Genomic DNA, 15,493 nt, shown 5'->3' with positions numbered 1-15,493 from the left:
GTTACTTGAGAGGCACGAACTTCGAGGACCGGGTCGCGCCGATGCCGGCCTGTCCGTGTTCGACCGACGTTCGGGTGAGCTGGAACTCGCCGAGGTAATGACCGATCATCTCCGGCCGTACTCGGACGCGCTCGAAGCTCTGGCCGGTGTAGACCTCGAAGGTCAGCCCGACGAACTCGGGCAGGATCGGCATGTCACGGAGGTGGGTCCGAATCGGATCGTCGGCCGTCCCCTCCTCGGTGCGCTGGCGGGCGGTCTCGAGCAGCTTGCGCTGTTCGGTGCCCAGTCCTCGTTCGATGGTTCGCCGCTGGCGTGCGGGAAGCAGTTCCGCGACCTCGTCGAGATCGAGTTCCTGCAGCTCCTCGAGCGTGTGACCGCGGTAGGCGAACTCCTCGCCCTCGCGGCCGATGCGGTATTCCGTGCTCATTTGTTGCTCCCGCGTCCGGTGCGTTTGGACGCGATGTCGCCGACCTTCCGTCCCGGCGGGGCGTCCCGCGAGACGGACTTCGGCTGTCCGGGGTGCTGTCGGCCGCCGCCACCGAACGGGTGGTCGACGGCGTTCATCGCGACGCCCCGAACGCGCGGGTACTTCGTCCCGCGCGCCTTCATCTTGTGATGCTTGTTGCCGGCCTTCACGAACGGCTTCTCCGTGCGGCCGCCGCCGGCGACCACGCCGATCGTGGCGCGCGCCTGCGGGTTGAGCCGCTTGACCTGACCGCTCGGCAGCTGGACGACCGCGACGTCGCGGTCGTGGGTCATCAGGGTGGCCGAGACGCCCGATGCACGGGCGAACTTGCCGCCGTCGCCCGGCTGGCTCTCGACGTTACAGACGGGAACGCCCTCGGGGATCTCCGCGAGGGGCAGCGTGTTCCCGGGCTTGATCTCCGCGCTCACGCCGATCTGGATCGTCTCGCCGGTCGAGACGCCCTCGGGCGCGAGCACGAGCCGCCGGTCGCCGTCCTCGAACTCGACTTCCGCGAGCGGGGCCGAACGGGCCGGGTCGTGCTCGATGCCGACGACCTCGCCATCGATGGTGCCGGTCGACTCGTTCTGTTTGTGCGACAGTTCCGCCTTGTAGCGGTGCGAGGGGGCCCGGAACGTCGGGCCGCCGCGTCCGCGTCGTTGTCCCTGAATTCGTCGTCCCATCTAGAACACCCCGATTCGGGAGGCGACCTCGGTGGCGTCGTCCTCGGCGGACAGCGTCACCGTGGCCTTCTTGGTTCCCTTCGGCGTTATCTGCGTGTTCACGTTCGTGACCGTGACGTCGTAGCGGTCCTCGACGGAGTCGCGGACGTCGCCCTTCGTCGCGTCGATGTGAACGAGGAACTGGAGCTTGTTGTCGAAGTCCATCTCGTCCATCGCCTTCTCCGTGACGATCGGGTGCTCGATGATCGTGCTCATCGGTCGGCCACCTCCGCGATCGCGCTCTCGGTCCAGACGGTGAGCCGTCCCGGATGGGTTCCGGGCGCGAGGTCCTCCGCGCTCACCGTCGCCGCGGTCGCGACGTCGACGCCCGCGAGGTTTCGCGCGGCGCGCGAGGGCTCCTCGGCGGTGACGACGAGCAGCGACTTGGGCTGTTTGTACTTCCGACCGCGGGTCTTCCCGCGACCGGCGCGGACCGACCGCCCCTCCTCGGCGCGCTCGACGTCCGCGTCGGCGCCGACCGCCTCGAGGAACGCGAGCGCCTCCTGGGTCTTCTCGAGGTCCTCGAACTCGTCGGCGACGACGAGCGGGAGCTCGAGGTCCTCGTCGAACGCGTGGCCGCGCTCGGCGACGGTCTCGGCGTCCGCGGTGGCCGCGATGGCCGAGCGGACGGCGAGCTTCCGTTCCTTGTCGTTGAGGTCCTTCGACTGGTCCTTCTCGGCCTTCGGCGGGTGGGCACGGCGTCCGGAGACGGCGCTGGGAACGCGGCGTGCCTGGCCGTTCTCCTGTGGGATGTGTGCCATCCCGCGGCCGGAGCCGGGCGATTCGGCCGGGGTTCGAAGCCCGGCGAACTCGTCGGCGCCGTACGCCTGCTTTCGGTTGGCCTGTGCGACGGAGACCGCTCGCCGGATGAGGTCCGGGCGGAACGCGGTCTCGAAGACGGCGGGCAGCTCAAGGCTCCCCGCGTCCTCGCCGTCCAGGTCTCGTACTGTTGCCTTCATGGGTTATCCCTGGTTGGATGCGGTGGATACGTACCGGACCTCGGGGTCGAGGCGCGGTTGGTCGTTCGGTCGGATCGCCGGACGGAATCGGATCAGTCGCTTGTCCGGCCCCGGGACCGAGCCCTTGACGAGCGCGTACGACCCGTCGACCTCGCCGTAGTTGACGAAGCCGCCGTCGACGGAGGCCTCGTCGCCCTCGCCGAAGTCGATCAGGCGCTTGTTGAGCTCGGTGCGCTGGTGGTACCCGGTCTGTCCCTGTTGGGGAACCGTCGAGCGGACCCGGGAGGGGTTCCACGGACCGAGGTTTCCGATCCGGCGGCGCCATCCCTGGCGGGCGTGTTTGCCCTTCCGCTTTTGGACGCCCCATCGCTTGACGGGGCCCTGGGTTCCCTTGCCCTTCGTGACGCCGGAGACGTCGGCGTACTCGCCGGCGCGGAAGACGTCGCCGAACTCGTGGGCGCCGCCGTCCGAGACGAGATCGAGGGCGAACTCGGCGCGCTCGTCGATCGAGCCGCCGCCGACGCGGGTTTCCATCACGTCGGGTTCCTTCTTCGGGACGTTGGAGAGCTCGTCCGGGGCGGTGTGGGTGATGACGCGAACGTCGTCGACGTCGCCCGCCTCCAGGAGCGCGTCCAGCTCCTCGGCGTCCTCCTCGAAGGTGTCTTCGGCCGGCAGGTCGAGCGTCCGGTCGAGCTCGTCGTGGAACTCGCTCGTCCAGACCTCCGTCACCGGCTGCTTTCCGTACGGCGTGTCCTCGTAGGCGCGCAGGGCCACCGCGTACATCGGCGGCGTCTCCACCACGGTGACGGGAACGGACTCCTCCATTCCCTCACGCGGCGAGTTGGCCTCGTCGTTGACCATGACGACGTGGGTCATTCCGGCCTTGTAGCCGGCGAACCCTTGGAGCGCGGGCGCTCCGTCGTCGTCGGGCCACGAGCGGATGCGGGGCACCTCGCTCGACGCGCGTTTGCGCGGTCCGAAGCCCAGCGAGCCTTTGCGTGGTCGGCTTGGTTGTGGCATGTGTTTACTCCTACTCCGTGAGTGTGAGGGACGCGAGGGACGCGAACATCGCTTCCTCCGTTCGCACCACCTTGCTTCCCTGCTGCGGGATCGTGTTGAGCCAGAGGTCGAACCCCGGATCGGGTTCGACGGGGCCGCCGGCTGCGGCCGTGACGTCCTCGGGGCGGACCCCGAGGATCTCCGGAAGCCCTCTGCCGGGCGCGCCGAAGGCGACGACCGGATCGTCCGCCTCCTGCACCCGCGGGGCGAGTTCGGCGAGCCGCGACACGGAGAGCGGCTCCCCGTGTCGTGACGTCGCGATGGCGAGCCCGCCGTCGGCGAGCACCTCCGGAAGGTCCGCGCCAACGACCTGGAAACCGTCCTCCGGCTTCCCGGTGATGCGGGCGCGGACCGGTTCTCTCGAAGAGATCCTGATGGTGACGCGCTCCCCCCGCTCGACCGACAGTCCGTCGGGAACGAGCAGGGAGATCGGGTGTTCCCCCAGCGGGGAATTGACCCGAACGCGGCCGTCAGGTCCGACCTCGGTCACGAGTCCCTGTGTTGACGACTCGTCCCCGTCGGGGGGCGAGCCGGTCCGTGACGGGACACGAAGCGGCGGGAGCACGCCGACGTACGCCAGCTCGTCGCGACGCCCCCAGAGATCCGTTCGGAGCTCGGGGGGCGTCGCGGCGTACCGGAGCACGGTTTCGACGAACTCGCCGCCCCGACGTCGTTCGCCTTCCCGATCGGGAAAGACGACGAGCCGGGTCGCCGAGAAGACCGCAGCCGCGCGGGCTACGGTGCCGAGCTTGCGAGTCGCCTCGCGTTCGTCCTCGGCCTCTCGAACGATCGAGGACGGCACACAGAGCGTGAGTCCGTCCATGGATCGTCCCGTCACCAGACTGTACCCCGTATTCCTGATCCGAGCGTAAAAGGGTAGCGGTCGGAGTTCGGGACTGTGGGCCGTTCACACGCCTGTTGAGAGGCGTTGCCGGGGATCGCGACCGTGGCGATCGGTCGCAGGTTCGGGTGCGTGATGCGGCCGACGGACGTGTCGGGATGGCGCCTCCCGAGCCACTACGAAATGGGAATACAGGAGTGATTGCGCGTGTGTTGTCGGATTTCGTCACGTTTCCGTCGGGCGATCCGGGTGACTGGTAGCGCGGACCGAGGGCGACGTGGAACGGAACGCTTTTATTTATAACCCGAGTTAGGATCGAATGCGAAGCACGCACCGGTAGTGTAGTGGTATCACGCAACCTTGCCATGGTTGCAACCCGCGTTCAAATCGCGGCCGGTGCACTCACCTTCCGACGCGATCGTTTTCGGCGGTTTCCTTCCGCGAAGTAGTCTCCCATAGCTGACCGGGCGGCTGGATACGTCCGAGTTCCTGGCGGTTCTGCCGTTCTCATCGACCGCCGGTCAGGACGCGCGGGACCGGATTTGAACCTCAGTCACTCCGCTTCGCTCCGTTCCCTGGTTCAAATCCTCGGCGCGCACCTGCTGCTCGCGACGTTGTTCACAGCAGGATGCGCGGGACCGGATTTGAACCGGCGGACCCCTACGGGATAGCGTCCTAAGCGCTACGCCGTTTCCGTGCTTGGCTACCCGCGCGCGCCGTGAGGTACTCGCAGGCTCCTCAAGAACCTGTCGAACCGCGGGATCATTTATATATCGCACGCCGCTAGGGGGCGTATGTACCGGGCGAGCGACCACGTCGCCAACGAGGAGTGGGTCGATCGGATCGGCGAGGCGACCGACGCCCTCGACCTCGACGAGACCGTGCACACGACGGCCGTGGACCTCTTCCTCTCGAACGTCCCCGACGCCGAGCGGTCGAAGGCGACCGTCGCCGCCGCCAGCCTCTACGCCGCGGCGCTGATCCGCGGGCAGGAGCGTCCGCAGTCCGCGGTCGCGGACGCGATGTCGGTGACGCGACTCAGCGTTCACACGCACTGGAAAACGGTCCTCGAGGAGGCCGGGTTCACGCCGCCGAGCTGGTGACGGGAACGAACCGATGCGGATGGCGGCCGGGGCCGAGCCGAGTCACTTCGGTCGGGTCGCCTCGCGTCCCTGGCGGTCCGGCGTGAGGTTCCCGTGCTCGTCGATCTCGCCCTTGACGATCCGGGTCGAGGAGATGCGCTCGCCGTCCTCGGCCGGGACGTGGTCGACGACCACCACCTCGAGGGGGTCGTGGCCGGCCTCGCGACGGATCTCGTTGATCCGCTCCCCGCCGTCCTTCGTCTCCGGGGAGACGATCAACGCGTCGAACTGCGGCTCGGTGGCGATGCCCGTCGGTTCCGTGAGCTCGCGCACCGTGTACTCGCGGTCGTACTCCGCGGCGAGCGGCTCGAGCTCGGCCTCGAGGTCGCGTCGTCGCTCCGCGAACGGGCGGACGTACCGCTCGACGTGGCGCGTCTTCGGCGCGAGATCGTCGCTCGTCAGCCCAACGGTCACGTCCCCGAGCTCGAAGGCGCGCTCGAACAGCTTCCGGTGGCCGTCGTGGATCGGATCGAACGTGCCACCTAACGCGACGTCCATACCCGCTCGTCGCGTCGGCGCACCTTAAAAGGTCTCGAACCGTCCCCGGCGGTCAGGTCGAGCCGCGGCGCTAGGCCGTCTCGTCGGTGCCGGCCGCGTCGTCGTCCGCATCGGCGCCCGCGTCAGCGTTCCCGTCGTCCGCTCCGGTCTCCGACGCCGCATCGCCGCTCTCGACGGAGATCTGCACCGGCTCGCTGTCGGCTGCGTCCGGCTCGTCGCCGAGCCGCTGGTCGAGGTTGAAGACCGTGTTCAGTTCCGACTGGACCTGTCCGACCACGCTGCGGACGAGCTCGCTCGGGGCGATCGCCTCGTACTCGTAGGGATTGTTCCCGGCGCCCTCGCTTTCCCGTTTGCCGCGCTCGACCGTTCCCTCCTCGTGAAGCTCCGCGAGCGCCTCCCGGACCGTGCTCGGGTACAGGCCGGTCCCGTCGGCGATCTCGTCGCTGGTGCTGTGCGGATGGTCGCGGAGGTAGACGTAGATCCGGGCGCGCGTCTCGGTGTCGAGCACCCACGACAGCAGGTCGACGATCCCCTCGTCGAACTCCTGAACCGCCTTGTCGGCACCCTCGCCGAGCTTCTCGCGCGTCTTGCGGATCTCCTCGCGAGTGCGGTCCGTCGGGGAGGAATCCGCGTCGTCAGCGATGTCCGCGTCGTCAGCGATGTCCGCGTCGCCGTCGTCGATGCCCGCGTCGTCGTCCGGGGCCGTATCCTCGTTGGGAGCCATTGTCTATCCGTACTCGCCGCTCGGCGGGGAAAAGGGTTTCTCGTCGTTTCGAATGGGACGGAAACGACGGTCGGGGCGGCGTCGCCGTCACTCCTCGACCGCCACGCTCTCGTCGACCCAGGCCGCGAAGGGGGCGTTCACGTCGGCGGCGTCGAAGCGCTCGATGCAGGGCACGTCGTGGGGATGAAGCTCCCGGATCCGGTCGCCGAGCGCGTCCGCGGCGTCGTCGGCCGTCTTGATCAGCAGGATCGTCTCCTCGTCGGCGACGACGTCGCCGTCCCACCGGTAGGTGGATCGACACGGGACGCGGTTCACGCAGGCCGCGAGCCGCTCCTCGACGATCGTCTCGGCGATCCGGGACGCGTGGTCCCGCGGCGCGGTGACGTACAGCGTCGACATTCGTCCGGTCACGAGTCGTGATCGTCCTCGACGTCGGCGTCCTCGAAGGGAACGAACTCGCCGTTGATGTCCCACTCGTGGATACAGAAGGCGTCGCCGACGTCCTCGGCGCGCCAGGTTTCCCGGTCGTCGTCCCAGCGTTCGGTCCGGCCGCAGTTCTCGCAGGTTCGCTCGGTCGGGGTTCGCAGTGCGGACATATACCCGTCACAGGGGGACGCTCCTCAAAAAGCGTGTCTCCTCGCTCGTTCAGGTCGCGTCCTCGACGATCCCGAGCCACTCCACAAGCTCCGCGAAGAGGAACGGCCGAACCGCACAGATCACGCCGAAGGATGCGACCAGCACGCCCTGTATCGGCCAGGACATCATCACCACGACCCCGACGCCACAGACCCCGATCCCGAGAAGTCGAGTTAACGCACTGTAGACTCGAACGCGCCGTTGCGTGACCATCCCTCGTCGCCGCGTCCTCCTTCGGTCGGCGACTACAAAGCCTCGTCGCTCGCGTTCCACGGCAGCCGGGAAAGCGGTCGAGAAGACCGGATGGCTCCGGAAACGCCGACGGCGACCGACGCTACAACAGGAAGTCGCCCGCCGTGGCTTCCCGCGACTCCTGGATGAAGGTCCGCGCGTTGAGGACCTCCCGAACCACGAACAGGAGGAAGAGGACGGCGAACAGGACCGTCGCGCCGTAGAGCGCGTACCGGAGGATCGTCAGCTCGGTGCCGACGTCGCTGCGGGTCTGCGCGACCGCCTCGGCCTCGCCGGTCGCGCCGGCCGCACGGAACGCGTTCTCGGCCGCCTGCAGATCACCGGAGACGCTCGCGGCGTGGGCGTTGACCTCGTCGATCCGTGCCGGGTTCAACACGAGCGGCTGCCCGAGGACCGTCAGCGTGGCGTTGTCTGTGAAGGACTCGTGGGCGTTCATCGCCTCCGTGCGACGGTTCACGCCGGTCGAGACCTGCTGTTGGTACTCCTCGAAGCTCGACTCGGCGGTCGACTCGTACTCCGCGGCCCGGTCGCCGTTCCCGCGCTGGCGGGCCAGCTCGGCCAGGTTGTCGCTCGCGAAGTGTCGCTCGAGCGCGGTCGCGTCGTCGCTTTCGAGGACCGACTCGTAGTGTGACTGCTGCTCGTCGACGATCGACGCGACCGGGTCGGCGGACGCCTCGGCCGACCTGGTGAACGCGGCCGCCGTCTCCTCGTCCTCGATGTTCGCCGCGTACTGTTCGATCATGTTCCGCGCGATGAGCGCGCTTATCACCTCGCGCTGGGCGGCCTCGTAGTTCCCTTCCGACTGGAGCTGCTGGGCGGATTCGACGGAGTCGATGAGCACGACCGTGCTCTGGCCGACCGCCAGCGTCCGCTGGATGTCGCCGTTCGAGAAGGACTCGCCCTCGCGCAGGCGGCTCTCCATCGACTCGAGCGCGCCGGTCGTCGACTCCGCGGTCGTCGCCTGCCACCCGCCCGCGCCGGCCTGCTCGTCGAGGTCGCTGATGATCGCCTCCGGCGAGAGGAGCCTGGCGACCGCCGAGACAGTGATGGTCTCCGTCTCGACGCCGGTGGCCGACACCTCGAAGGTCCAGGTGTACTCCTGATACGCCTCGGCGTCCGTGTCGAACCGGAGCTGGTAGACCAGCGGCGCGGCCTCGCCGGCCGAGATCGAGCCGGGCGGCTGCTCGGTCACCTCGAGCCATCGGTCCGGGCCGTCGACGCGCTCGATCTCGACGTTCGAGAGGTCGTTGTACCCCAGCGCCTCGCCGACGTCGATCGTCCGCGTGCGCCGTTCGGTGATCGTCACCTCGCCGAAGCCGACGTCCGACTCGCCGACCGCGAGGTCGGTGCCGTGGTCGACCTCGAACTCCTGGCTGATCGTCTCGGTGCCCGCGTCCGCGGTCTCGACCCGAACGTCCAGCGTGTAGGTGCCCTCCGGCGTGCTCGGGTCCGCCGCCAGCTGCACCGTCGCGTCGCCGGACGACTGCCCCTGGACGGTGCTCGAGACGTCGGTGACGCGCGCCTGGATCCGCGAGTCGCTCACCGACGCGTCGACCGACTGGACGTCCATCTCCAGGTCGCCGCCGTTGTCGAACCGGACGGTCGTCTCCGCCTGCTGGGCCGAGACCGTCCGCGGCTCGTCGAACTCGAAGGTGTTTATCAGTGCGTCGACGTTCTCGAGGGTCGCCGGATAGATCACCCGCGCCTCGAAGGTGGTCGACGTGGCGGGACTGTCGCTATCGACGCCCGACAGGTCCGTCGTGAACCGGAGCGTCTCGTGTTGGGGCGCGTCGGAGTTGGCGGAGATCGTCACCTCGGCGGTGTCCGACCCGCCGGCGCTCGTCGAGAAGCCGCTCGTGTCGAAGGAGATCGAGCCGTCGGCGTCCGACCCGCCGGACGTCTGCAGGCCGTCGAGACCGGTGAACCCGCCCTGCTCGGACACCTCGAAGGAGGTGGTCGTGCTCGACCCGACGAGCACGTCCCCGACGTCGACGGTGCCGCCCGGAACGCCCGCGACCGGGGGCTTGCTGACGTCGACGTCGAAGCTGAAGCCGCCGCCCGACGTTCCGAGGTTGTCCTGCACCGTTCCGGTCACCTGCGTCGTCCCCGTCGGCGCGTTCCGGTCGACGGTCACCTCGAGGTCGATCGTTCCCTCGCGGTTGCCGTCGATCCGCGAGGGCATCGACTCGACGGAGACGGAGATTCCGCTGGGCGTATCGAAGGAGACGTCCTCCGGAACCATCGCGCCGTTTCCGGTGTTCGGGACGTCAAGCGACACGCTCCGCGTCTGGGCACCGCTGCTCGTGAACACGACGTCGACCGGCGCGTCGCTGACGCGAACGCTCCCGAACTGCGGTTCGGCCTCGGTGACGGTCAGATCGAGGGGTTCCGTCGTCGCGGTACTGCCGTCGCTGTAGTAGAGGCCGACGGATTCGCTGTAGGTTCCCCCGGACGCGCTCTGGTCAGCGGTCGCGGTGTAGGAGACCGTGTACTGCTCTCCGGCGCTCACGCTGAAGGGGAGCCGATCGTCGAACGCGAAGGAGACGTCACCTGTCGACGGTTCGTCGGCGTTCGTGATCGTGCCGTTCGACGGCGCCGTAAACGTGAACTGCATCGTGGTCGACTCCGACCCGCTGTCGATCGCGGCGTCGACCGTGACGCTGCCGGAAGCGGCGCCGGCCGGCACCGCGAAGCCGACGAGCACCGCGAGGGCGACGGCCACGACCGCGAGCCGGCGGCAGTCGCTCGCCTCAGGCATCGTCCACCTCCAGGGGCGTCACGATCTCGTCGAGGGCGCTCGTGTGGACGTCGCTGCCCCAGACGGAGATCCGCCAGACTACGCCGGCGGCGACGGCGACGAAGAGGCCGGCGTAGAGGAACGCGAGGATCGCGCTCGCGGCGCCGGCCGAGACCATCGCGGTGAACGCCCGGCTCTCGAGCTGTGCGGCCCCGCTCGCGTCCTCGCTCAACCCGTGTTCCTCGGCGATCGCGGCGGCCTCGCTGGCGTCCCCGTGGGCGCTCATCGCCGCGGTGTACTCGCTCACCGCCCCGAAGGGACCGGAGAGGACGTAGTCGGTGGGTCCCTCGCAGGCGGCGCCGCATCCCTCGAGGTACGCGTTCGCGTCGCTCACGAGCGCGTCGTGCCGCTGCATATCGCTCTCGTACTCGGCCAGCAGCTGGTCGCGCTCGAGCTGGGCGTCGGCGAAGCGCTCCGACTCGCCGGCGCCGTCGAACGCGCGGACCGACGCGTTGAGCAGCTCCAGCCGTCGCGGCGTCGACTCTGCCTGCTGGGCCTGCTCGTAGAGGACCTCCGCCTGCGTCGCGTAGAACCGCTCCAGCGCGACCGTTCCGAGCCCGGCGTAGGTCTCCCCGCCGGCCTCCGAGAGCTGATCGAGATGGCGTTGCGCCTCGTCGGCGTGGTCGACGCTCGCCACGGGGTCGTCCTGTGCGGTCGCGTAGGCCTCCTGGAACGCCAGGATCGCGTTCAGGAGGTGATGCATTCGGGCGTCCATCTCGCCGTCGAACTCCTCGGTCGTCTGGAGCTCGACGACCGCCTGGCTCCGCGCCAGGTCGAGTTCGGTGTACTCCGTCAGCGCCTCCGTGTCCCGGAGATCGTTCAGCTGGTTGAGGTACTCGTCGGCGGAGCCGTGGTCCGCCGAGGCCCCCGTGGCGGCGAGCGCGGTCAGCGCGAGCAGCGATACGCCGATGACGATGAGTGATCTTCGCGTTGCCATATCAGAACACCGTTTCCTCCAGTCGGTCCACGAGCGCGGGGTGGTCGAACACGCGCCGGACCGCGTCGAGCATCCAGGTCGCCACCACGAACTGGACGCGCTTCTCGGTCCGCGTCTCCCCGGGGTTGCTCGACAGGTGGTCTTTGATCCGGTCGTACTGTTCGCGGACCGGCGAGACGGTCGAGACCTCCCCGCGCCGCTCGCTCAGGAACGCCTCGGTCTCCTCGAGCCGGTCCGCCGTCCGCCCGCGGTGGTCGGCCCGCTCGGCCGCCACCACCGCGATCAGCTCCTCGAGCATCTCCGTTCGCTGGTCGTCGCCCCGGCCCGCGCGACCGCTGGGTCGCCGGTCGGAGCCGCGTTCGGACCGTCGGCCGGACCCGCGTCCCGAACGTCGGTCGGCCCGTCCCCGCCGGTCCTCGCTGCCGTCGCCGGCGCCGCGGTCCCCGTCCTCGAGGACCGACGGGTCGCCCTCCCAGCGGATGCGTTCGTTACGCAGCGAGGAACACGCGCCGAACAGGTCGACGTTCTGCTTCGTCGTCATCGCGTCGCGCGTGTACTCGATCGCGTCCGCGACCGCCGAGAGGACGGCCTCGGTCACCTCGTCGGGGTCGACGCCGTGTTCGACGAACAGCAGCCCCTGGTCGGGGAACTCCGAGAGGAGGTCCAGCGTCGCCGTGAGCACGCTTCCGTAGTAGTACTGGATCGCGCCGTCGCGGTTCGACCGGGTCAGGTCCGCGATCTCCTCGTTGAGCTCGTCGATCCGGGACCGGTACGGCGCGAGATCGAAGTCGAAGCTCCCGTCGATCGAGACGCGCCGCGGCTCGTCGGGCACCACCTCGACCGATTTCTCGTCGACGTCGACGATCGCGTCGGAGGTGAACGACGCCGTGACCCTGTACTCCCCGATCACGAGGTCGTCGATCGTCACCTCCCCGTCCTCGTCGCTGCGCGTTTCCGTGCCGCCGTCGTTGGCCCGCGGGAACTCCCCGGTCGGACGAACCGACACGGGGACGTTGCCCGCGGCCCGGCCGTCGATGCTGGTTTCGACGGTGAGCGTGCCGGTCTTCGGCTCCAACCCGATCGACCGCTGGAGGCCCGTCTCGGCGGACTCGTAGCGGTCGTGTTCGACCTCGAGGGTCACCGAATCGGCGTCGACCGACGGCGGCAGCTCCAGGGTCGTCGTTCCGTCGCGGTCGGTCCGCAGCTCGTCGCCGTTGACGTCGGTGGTGATGACGTCCTCGGGCGTCCGGCAGCGGATCTCCGCGTCCACGATGCGTTGGTCCTCATCGCGGGCGCTGTGCACGGTGATCGTCCCCTGCTGGGGCGGCACCTGTATCCGGATCGACTCCTGGCCGCGCGGGAGCGTCGTGCCCGTGTCGCTCCCGTCGACGCTCACGTAGTACTGTTGGGCCGGGATCTGGACCTCGCCGCTTCCGGCGATCTGCTTCTTCTGCGGGTTCATCGCGTTCGCCATCCGACCGCTCGGCTCGAAGACGACGGTTCGCGTCGTGTCCACCGGGTCGCCGTTGGCGTCGACGAGGTCGACCGAGACCCGCATCATACTGTTTCCGCCGCCGGCCGATCCGGCCCGCCCGCGACCGCCGGAGCCGTTCGAGTCGCTCGAGCCGGTCAGCTTGAACACGCCGATCCCGCCGATCACGACCACGACGAGGAACCCGATGATGATCTGTCCGAGCGTGGAGCCGAGGAAGAACGACGTTGCCGTTCCGATCAGCCCGACTCCGCCGCCGACGACGCCGGTCACGGGCTCGACGCCGGTGTCGGCGCTCACCGACCCGCCGATCGACGCGGCGGCGGTCGCGTTCTCCTCGGTGACGATCAGCAGATCGTGTCCGCTGCCGGTGAGTTCGTAGCCCGCCTCGGGGAACGCGAGCTTCCCGTTCTCCACGTCGGTGGGGACGTCCTCGACCAGGACGAACTCGCGTGACCCGTTGTGCTCCCACGAGACGTAGACGTCGACCGCCTGCGACGATGCGTCGCTGCCGTTCCTGGCGCTCTCATTGCTGCCCCCGTCCGTTCCGCTCACCCCGAGCGCGTCGCCGAGTCCGTCGACGGTGACGGTGGAGGTGTTCGCGTCCACGCTCGCGTCGAGCACCCTGTCATCGACCGAGACCGTATCCGATCCGATCGTCCCGCCGTCGCCCTCGATCGTAACCGTCGCGTTAGAGCCGGGTGCGCCCAACACGAGGTTCTCGGCGGAGAATCGGACCTCCCCGCCGGTCTCGGCGGTGAGGCGGCGCGTCGTGGTCGGGGACCGGTCGCCGATCGTTCCCTCGATCGTGACGACGTACTCGTTCCCGCTAACGATCAGCGGGTGCAGAACCGTGATCTCGCCGCTGGCCAGTGACACACGTGGATCGCCCGCGATCCCCGACGGCGACACCGTGACCGGGCTGCCGACTCGAGGCGCGTCGGCGGCGTCAGCGGCGCCGATCTCGACGTCCTCGCCGGTCCCGATCAGCGTCTCGAAGTCCGACGAGCGGTCGAAGCGCAGCCGGTCCGGTTCGTCCCCGCCCTCGGACTCGATCAGGGTCGCGTTGACGTCGGCACTTTGGTCGCCCGCCTCGAGGGAGAACGGGAGGTCGCCCTCGAGTCCGACCGACTCCTCGATCGGCACGACGAGCCGGTGCTGATCGTCGAACTGGGCACCGTCGCTCGTGAGGGCGACGTACCGCAGGTCACCCTCGCCGTCGCCGAGCGGTTCTCCGTCGGCGCCGCGTTCGACCGTCACCGTGGCGTCCGAGAGGTCGCCGAAGGAGCGGTCGGTCAGATCGACGTCGTAGGTGTAGGTCCCGTTCTCCTCCTCTCCCTCGACGTTCTCGTACTCGGCGTCCGCGACCGTGACGGTCACGCTCGTGTCGTTGCCCTCGAAGGCGTCCGCCGAGACGGAGACCTCGAGGGTCGTTCCGTCGAGCGCGAACGAGAGGTTCGACCCCCGGTACGTGTTGTTCGCCTCCACGGCTGCCGGTTCCGGCACGCCCACCGGCTCGATGGCCGCCGGTTCGGAGACGTCCGCCGCGTCGATGGCCACGGCGTCGGCCGTCCCGACCGACGATCCGGTCGATCCGGCCGCCGTGCGGGAGGTGGGCACCCGATCGCCGGCGTCGACGCCGAGCGCCGCTCCGGCGACCGGCGCGGCCGACAGCGCCGCGACGAGCAGGAGGGTGAACGCGACCGCGTCGATGCGTGTCCGGGTCCGCGTCATTCACTCCTCCAGGAACCTGATGTACTCGTCGAGGTTCTCCTCGATCCGGTCCATCTCCTCGGCCGCGATCGACGCGTTGCCGAGCCGCCGGCCCCGCTCGAGCCGCGTCTTGTGCGTCTCGAAGGCGTCCCAGGAGCGGTCGAGCAGCGGCTCCAGGTCGAAGCCCCCCAACAGCAGGAGGACGTCGACCTTGCCGCGGGCGCCGTCCGCGATGGAGACCGTCGACATCCCCGGCGCGTCGATCCCCCGCTCGCGCTTCCAGGACTCGAAGGCGGAGTTGACCGCGTTCTCGCTGAAGTCCTCGTCGTCGGCGAGCCCGCGGGGAACCCGAACGATGGCGAACGCCGTCTTCGTCGTCGAGACGTCCATCGGGACGAAGGCGTTCTCCGCGGCCTTCTCGAACATGTACTCGATGTCGTAGACGTTCGCGTTCATGTCCGTCGCGATGGCGGGCGTGAAGTGGTAGGCGCCGATCTGGGAGGGCACGCTCACGTAGTCCTGCACGTCGATCACGCCCTGGGTCTCCCGGCCCGCGCTGATCATCAGGTCGAACGCCTCGATCAGCCGCTCGTTGACGACGTCGTTCGGATGGCCGTGGGGGTCGTCGTCGCCGCCCATCTGGGCGATGTGGGTGTTCGCGCCGAGCAGGACCATGTCCGCGTTCTGGGTCCCGTCGGGCATTCGAAGCAGCCGGGAGAGGCCACAGACCGCGTTGAACTGCTGTTGGGGCGGCTCGTCCTCGTAGGGCCAGACGCCGATCGCCGCGTGGATGACGTCCTCCATCCACGGCTCGTAGGCGTCGCTGTCGATCCCGTTCTTGAACGTCCGGATCGTGTAGGGGATCGACCCGTTTCCGGTGCCGCCGCCAAGCGTCGCGATGTGCATGAACGCGTCGGCGGTCGGGACCACGCCGCGGATCGAGCGGATGATCTCGTCGATGCTCTCCTCGGCGAGCCGCTCGCCGTCGGCGAAGACGTTGCCCGCGCCCTCGTCGCTGCCGAAGACCATCGCGTGGTCGCCCAGCGAGTCGGAGTCCCCGAGGTTGTTCTCGAGGCGGTCGATCGTGTTCCGGATGTCCGTCCGGTTCGTGTTCATCACGAGGATCCGGTCCTCGACGCCGGGGTTCTCCCGGCGGTTGAAGAACTGCGAGGCGATGCGGCCGCCGCCCTCCCCGGATGCGATGACTGCCCAGCGCGTGTACGTGTCGGTTCGTTGTTGTCGTGACATGCTTTGTTGT

The 15,493-nt window shown here is 69.0% G+C and carries 16 protein-coding genes and 2 tRNA genes; 2 read left to right on the top strand and 16 right to left on the bottom strand.

Features of this window, described 5'->3' with window-relative positions:
• Position 1: 1 nt before the first annotated feature.
• The 6 genes from BLV25_RS14070 to BLV25_RS14045 are packed head-to-tail and all read right to left on the bottom strand — an operon-like array spanning position 2 to position 4,026.
• On the bottom strand, positions 2-427 hold the full coding sequence (locus BLV25_RS14070; protein ID WP_021074756.1) for a 30S ribosomal protein S19: 426 nt from the start codon (positions 425-427) through the stop codon (positions 2-4).
• Entirely contained in the window at positions 424-1,146 is a 723-nt protein-coding gene (locus BLV25_RS14065) for a 50S ribosomal protein L2 (protein ID WP_092734452.1), read from the bottom strand. Before BLV25_RS14065 ends, BLV25_RS14070 begins: the two co-directional genes overlap by 4 nt.
• Positions 1,147-1,401 carry a 50S ribosomal protein L23 gene (locus tag BLV25_RS14060; protein ID WP_021074758.1) on the bottom strand — a complete coding sequence of 85 codons (255 nt, stop codon included), beginning with the start codon at positions 1,399-1,401 and terminating at the stop codon, positions 1,147-1,149.
• Complete coding sequence (rpl4p, locus tag BLV25_RS14055; RefSeq protein WP_021074759.1) at positions 1,398-2,144, bottom strand: 50S ribosomal protein L4; 747 nt, start codon at positions 2,142-2,144, stop codon at positions 1,398-1,400. Before rpl4p ends, BLV25_RS14060 begins: the two co-directional genes overlap by 4 nt.
• Positions 2,145-2,147: 3 nt before the next feature.
• Positions 2,148-3,164: a 50S ribosomal protein L3 gene (locus tag BLV25_RS14050; protein ID WP_092734449.1), complete on the bottom strand. Its 1,017-nt coding sequence runs from the start codon at positions 3,162-3,164 to the stop codon at positions 2,148-2,150.
• A gap of 10 nt (positions 3,165-3,174) precedes the next feature.
• Positions 3,175-4,026, bottom strand: a complete 852-nt coding sequence (locus tag BLV25_RS14045; protein WP_049817772.1) for a putative RNA uridine N3 methyltransferase — start codon at positions 4,024-4,026, stop codon at positions 3,175-3,177.
• A 348-nt stretch (positions 4,027-4,374) separates the two neighbouring features.
• Here BLV25_RS14045 and BLV25_RS14040 point away from each other — a divergent pair.
• Positions 4,375-4,445, top strand: a tRNA-Gly gene (locus BLV25_RS14040).
• Positions 4,446-4,673: 228 nt separating this feature from the next.
• Here the strand turns inward: BLV25_RS14040 and BLV25_RS14035 are convergent.
• Positions 4,674-4,757, bottom strand: a tRNA-Leu gene (locus tag BLV25_RS14035).
• Positions 4,758-4,838: 81 nt separating this feature from the next.
• On the opposite strand from BLV25_RS14035, the gene BLV25_RS14030 reads away from it, so the two are divergent.
• Positions 4,839-5,147, top strand: coding sequence for a hypothetical protein (locus BLV25_RS14030; protein WP_021074763.1), 309 nt, complete (start codon positions 4,839-4,841; stop codon positions 5,145-5,147).
• Between the two features lie 42 nt (positions 5,148-5,189).
• Here BLV25_RS14030 and BLV25_RS14025 read toward each other — a convergent pair whose 3' ends face one another.
• The 9 genes from BLV25_RS14025 to BLV25_RS13985 form a co-directional block, all read right to left on the bottom strand.
• Complete coding sequence (locus BLV25_RS14025) at positions 5,190-5,684, bottom strand: phosphopantetheine adenylyltransferase (RefSeq protein WP_021074764.1); 495 nt, start codon at positions 5,682-5,684, stop codon at positions 5,190-5,192.
• Positions 5,685-5,754: 70 nt separating this feature from the next.
• Positions 5,755-6,408, bottom strand: a complete 654-nt coding sequence (locus BLV25_RS14020) for a winged helix-turn-helix domain-containing protein (protein ID WP_092734446.1) — start codon at positions 6,406-6,408, stop codon at positions 5,755-5,757.
• An 87-nt stretch (positions 6,409-6,495) separates the two neighbouring features.
• The gene (gene cutA / locus BLV25_RS14015; RefSeq protein WP_092734443.1) at positions 6,496-6,807 is read right to left on the bottom strand and encodes a divalent-cation tolerance protein CutA; all 312 of its coding nucleotides are present in this window, start codon (positions 6,805-6,807) and stop codon (positions 6,496-6,498) included.
• An 8-nt stretch (positions 6,808-6,815) separates the two neighbouring features.
• Positions 6,816-7,004, bottom strand: a complete 189-nt coding sequence (locus BLV25_RS14010; RefSeq protein ID WP_021074767.1) for an HEWD family protein — start codon at positions 7,002-7,004, stop codon at positions 6,816-6,818.
• Positions 7,005-7,053: 49 nt separating this feature from the next.
• Entirely contained in the window at positions 7,054-7,257 is a 204-nt protein-coding gene (locus BLV25_RS14005) for a hypothetical protein (RefSeq protein WP_021074768.1), read from the bottom strand.
• A 121-nt stretch (positions 7,258-7,378) separates the two neighbouring features.
• A complete protein-coding gene (locus tag BLV25_RS17515; protein WP_092734440.1) occupies positions 7,379-10,054 on the bottom strand; it encodes a hypothetical protein in 2,676 nt (891 codons plus the stop codon).
• Positions 10,047-11,030: a hypothetical protein gene (locus tag BLV25_RS13995; protein WP_092734437.1), complete on the bottom strand. Its 984-nt coding sequence runs from the start codon at positions 11,028-11,030 to the stop codon at positions 10,047-10,049. Before BLV25_RS13995 ends, BLV25_RS17515 begins: the two co-directional genes overlap by 8 nt.
• A gap of 1 nt (position 11,031) precedes the next feature.
• Positions 11,032-14,256, bottom strand: a complete 3,225-nt coding sequence (locus BLV25_RS13990) for a hypothetical protein (RefSeq protein WP_092734434.1) — start codon at positions 14,254-14,256, stop codon at positions 11,032-11,034.
• On the bottom strand, positions 14,257-15,483 hold the full coding sequence (locus BLV25_RS13985; RefSeq protein ID WP_021074772.1) for an FtsZ/tubulin family protein: 1,227 nt from the start codon (positions 15,481-15,483) through the stop codon (positions 14,257-14,259). It lies immediately after the preceding gene.
• Positions 15,484-15,493: the final 10 nt, after the last annotated feature.

This window comes from Halopenitus persicus (genome assembly GCF_900107205.1).
Classification (GTDB): Archaea; Halobacteriota; Halobacteria; order Halobacteriales; family Haloferacaceae; genus Halopenitus; species Halopenitus persicus.
This window is presented reverse-complemented; position numbering and strand designations above follow the sequence as displayed.

What these genes read in the sequence shown, in the direction of transcription:
- BLV25_RS14070 (WP_021074756.1), bottom strand. Translation starts at nt 427, where the DNA reads ATGAGCACGGAATACCGCATCGGCCGCGAGGGCGAGGAGTTCGCCTAC.
- BLV25_RS14065 (WP_092734452.1), bottom strand. Translation starts at nt 1,146, where the DNA reads ATGGGACGACGAATTCAGGGACAACGACGCGGACGCGGCGGCCCGACG.
- BLV25_RS14060 (WP_021074758.1), bottom strand. Translation starts at nt 1,401, where the DNA reads ATGAGCACGATCATCGAGCACCCGATCGTCACGGAGAAGGCGATGGAC.
- rpl4p (WP_021074759.1), bottom strand. Translation starts at nt 2,144, where the DNA reads ATGAAGGCAACAGTACGAGACCTGGACGGCGAGGACGCGGGGAGCCTT.
- BLV25_RS14050 (WP_092734449.1), bottom strand. Translation starts at nt 3,164, where the DNA reads ATGCCACAACCAAGCCGACCACGCAAAGGCTCGCTGGGCTTCGGACCG.
- BLV25_RS14045 (WP_049817772.1), bottom strand. Translation starts at nt 4,026, where the DNA reads ATGGACGGACTCACGCTCTGTGTGCCGTCCTCGATCGTTCGAGAGGCC.
- BLV25_RS14030 (WP_021074763.1), top strand. Translation starts at nt 4,839, where the DNA reads ATGTACCGGGCGAGCGACCACGTCGCCAACGAGGAGTGGGTCGATCGG.
- BLV25_RS14025 (WP_021074764.1), bottom strand. Translation starts at nt 5,684, where the DNA reads ATGGACGTCGCGTTAGGTGGCACGTTCGATCCGATCCACGACGGCCAC.
- BLV25_RS14020 (WP_092734446.1), bottom strand. Translation starts at nt 6,408, where the DNA reads ATGGCTCCCAACGAGGATACGGCCCCGGACGACGACGCGGGCATCGAC.
- cutA (WP_092734443.1), bottom strand. Translation starts at nt 6,807, where the DNA reads ATGTCGACGCTGTACGTCACCGCGCCGCGGGACCACGCGTCCCGGATC.
- BLV25_RS14010 (WP_021074767.1), bottom strand. Translation starts at nt 7,004, where the DNA reads ATGTCCGCACTGCGAACCCCGACCGAGCGAACCTGCGAGAACTGCGGC.
- BLV25_RS14005 (WP_021074768.1), bottom strand. Translation starts at nt 7,257, where the DNA reads ATGGTCACGCAACGGCGCGTTCGAGTCTACAGTGCGTTAACTCGACTT.
- BLV25_RS17515 (WP_092734440.1), bottom strand. Translation starts at nt 10,054, where the DNA reads ATGCCTGAGGCGAGCGACTGCCGCCGGCTCGCGGTCGTGGCCGTCGCC.
- BLV25_RS13995 (WP_092734437.1), bottom strand. Translation starts at nt 11,030, where the DNA reads ATGGCAACGCGAAGATCACTCATCGTCATCGGCGTATCGCTGCTCGCG.
- BLV25_RS13990 (WP_092734434.1), bottom strand. Translation starts at nt 14,256, where the DNA reads ATGACGCGGACCCGGACACGCATCGACGCGGTCGCGTTCACCCTCCTG.
- BLV25_RS13985 (WP_021074772.1), bottom strand. Translation starts at nt 15,483, where the DNA reads ATGTCACGACAACAACGAACCGACACGTACACGCGCTGGGCAGTCATC.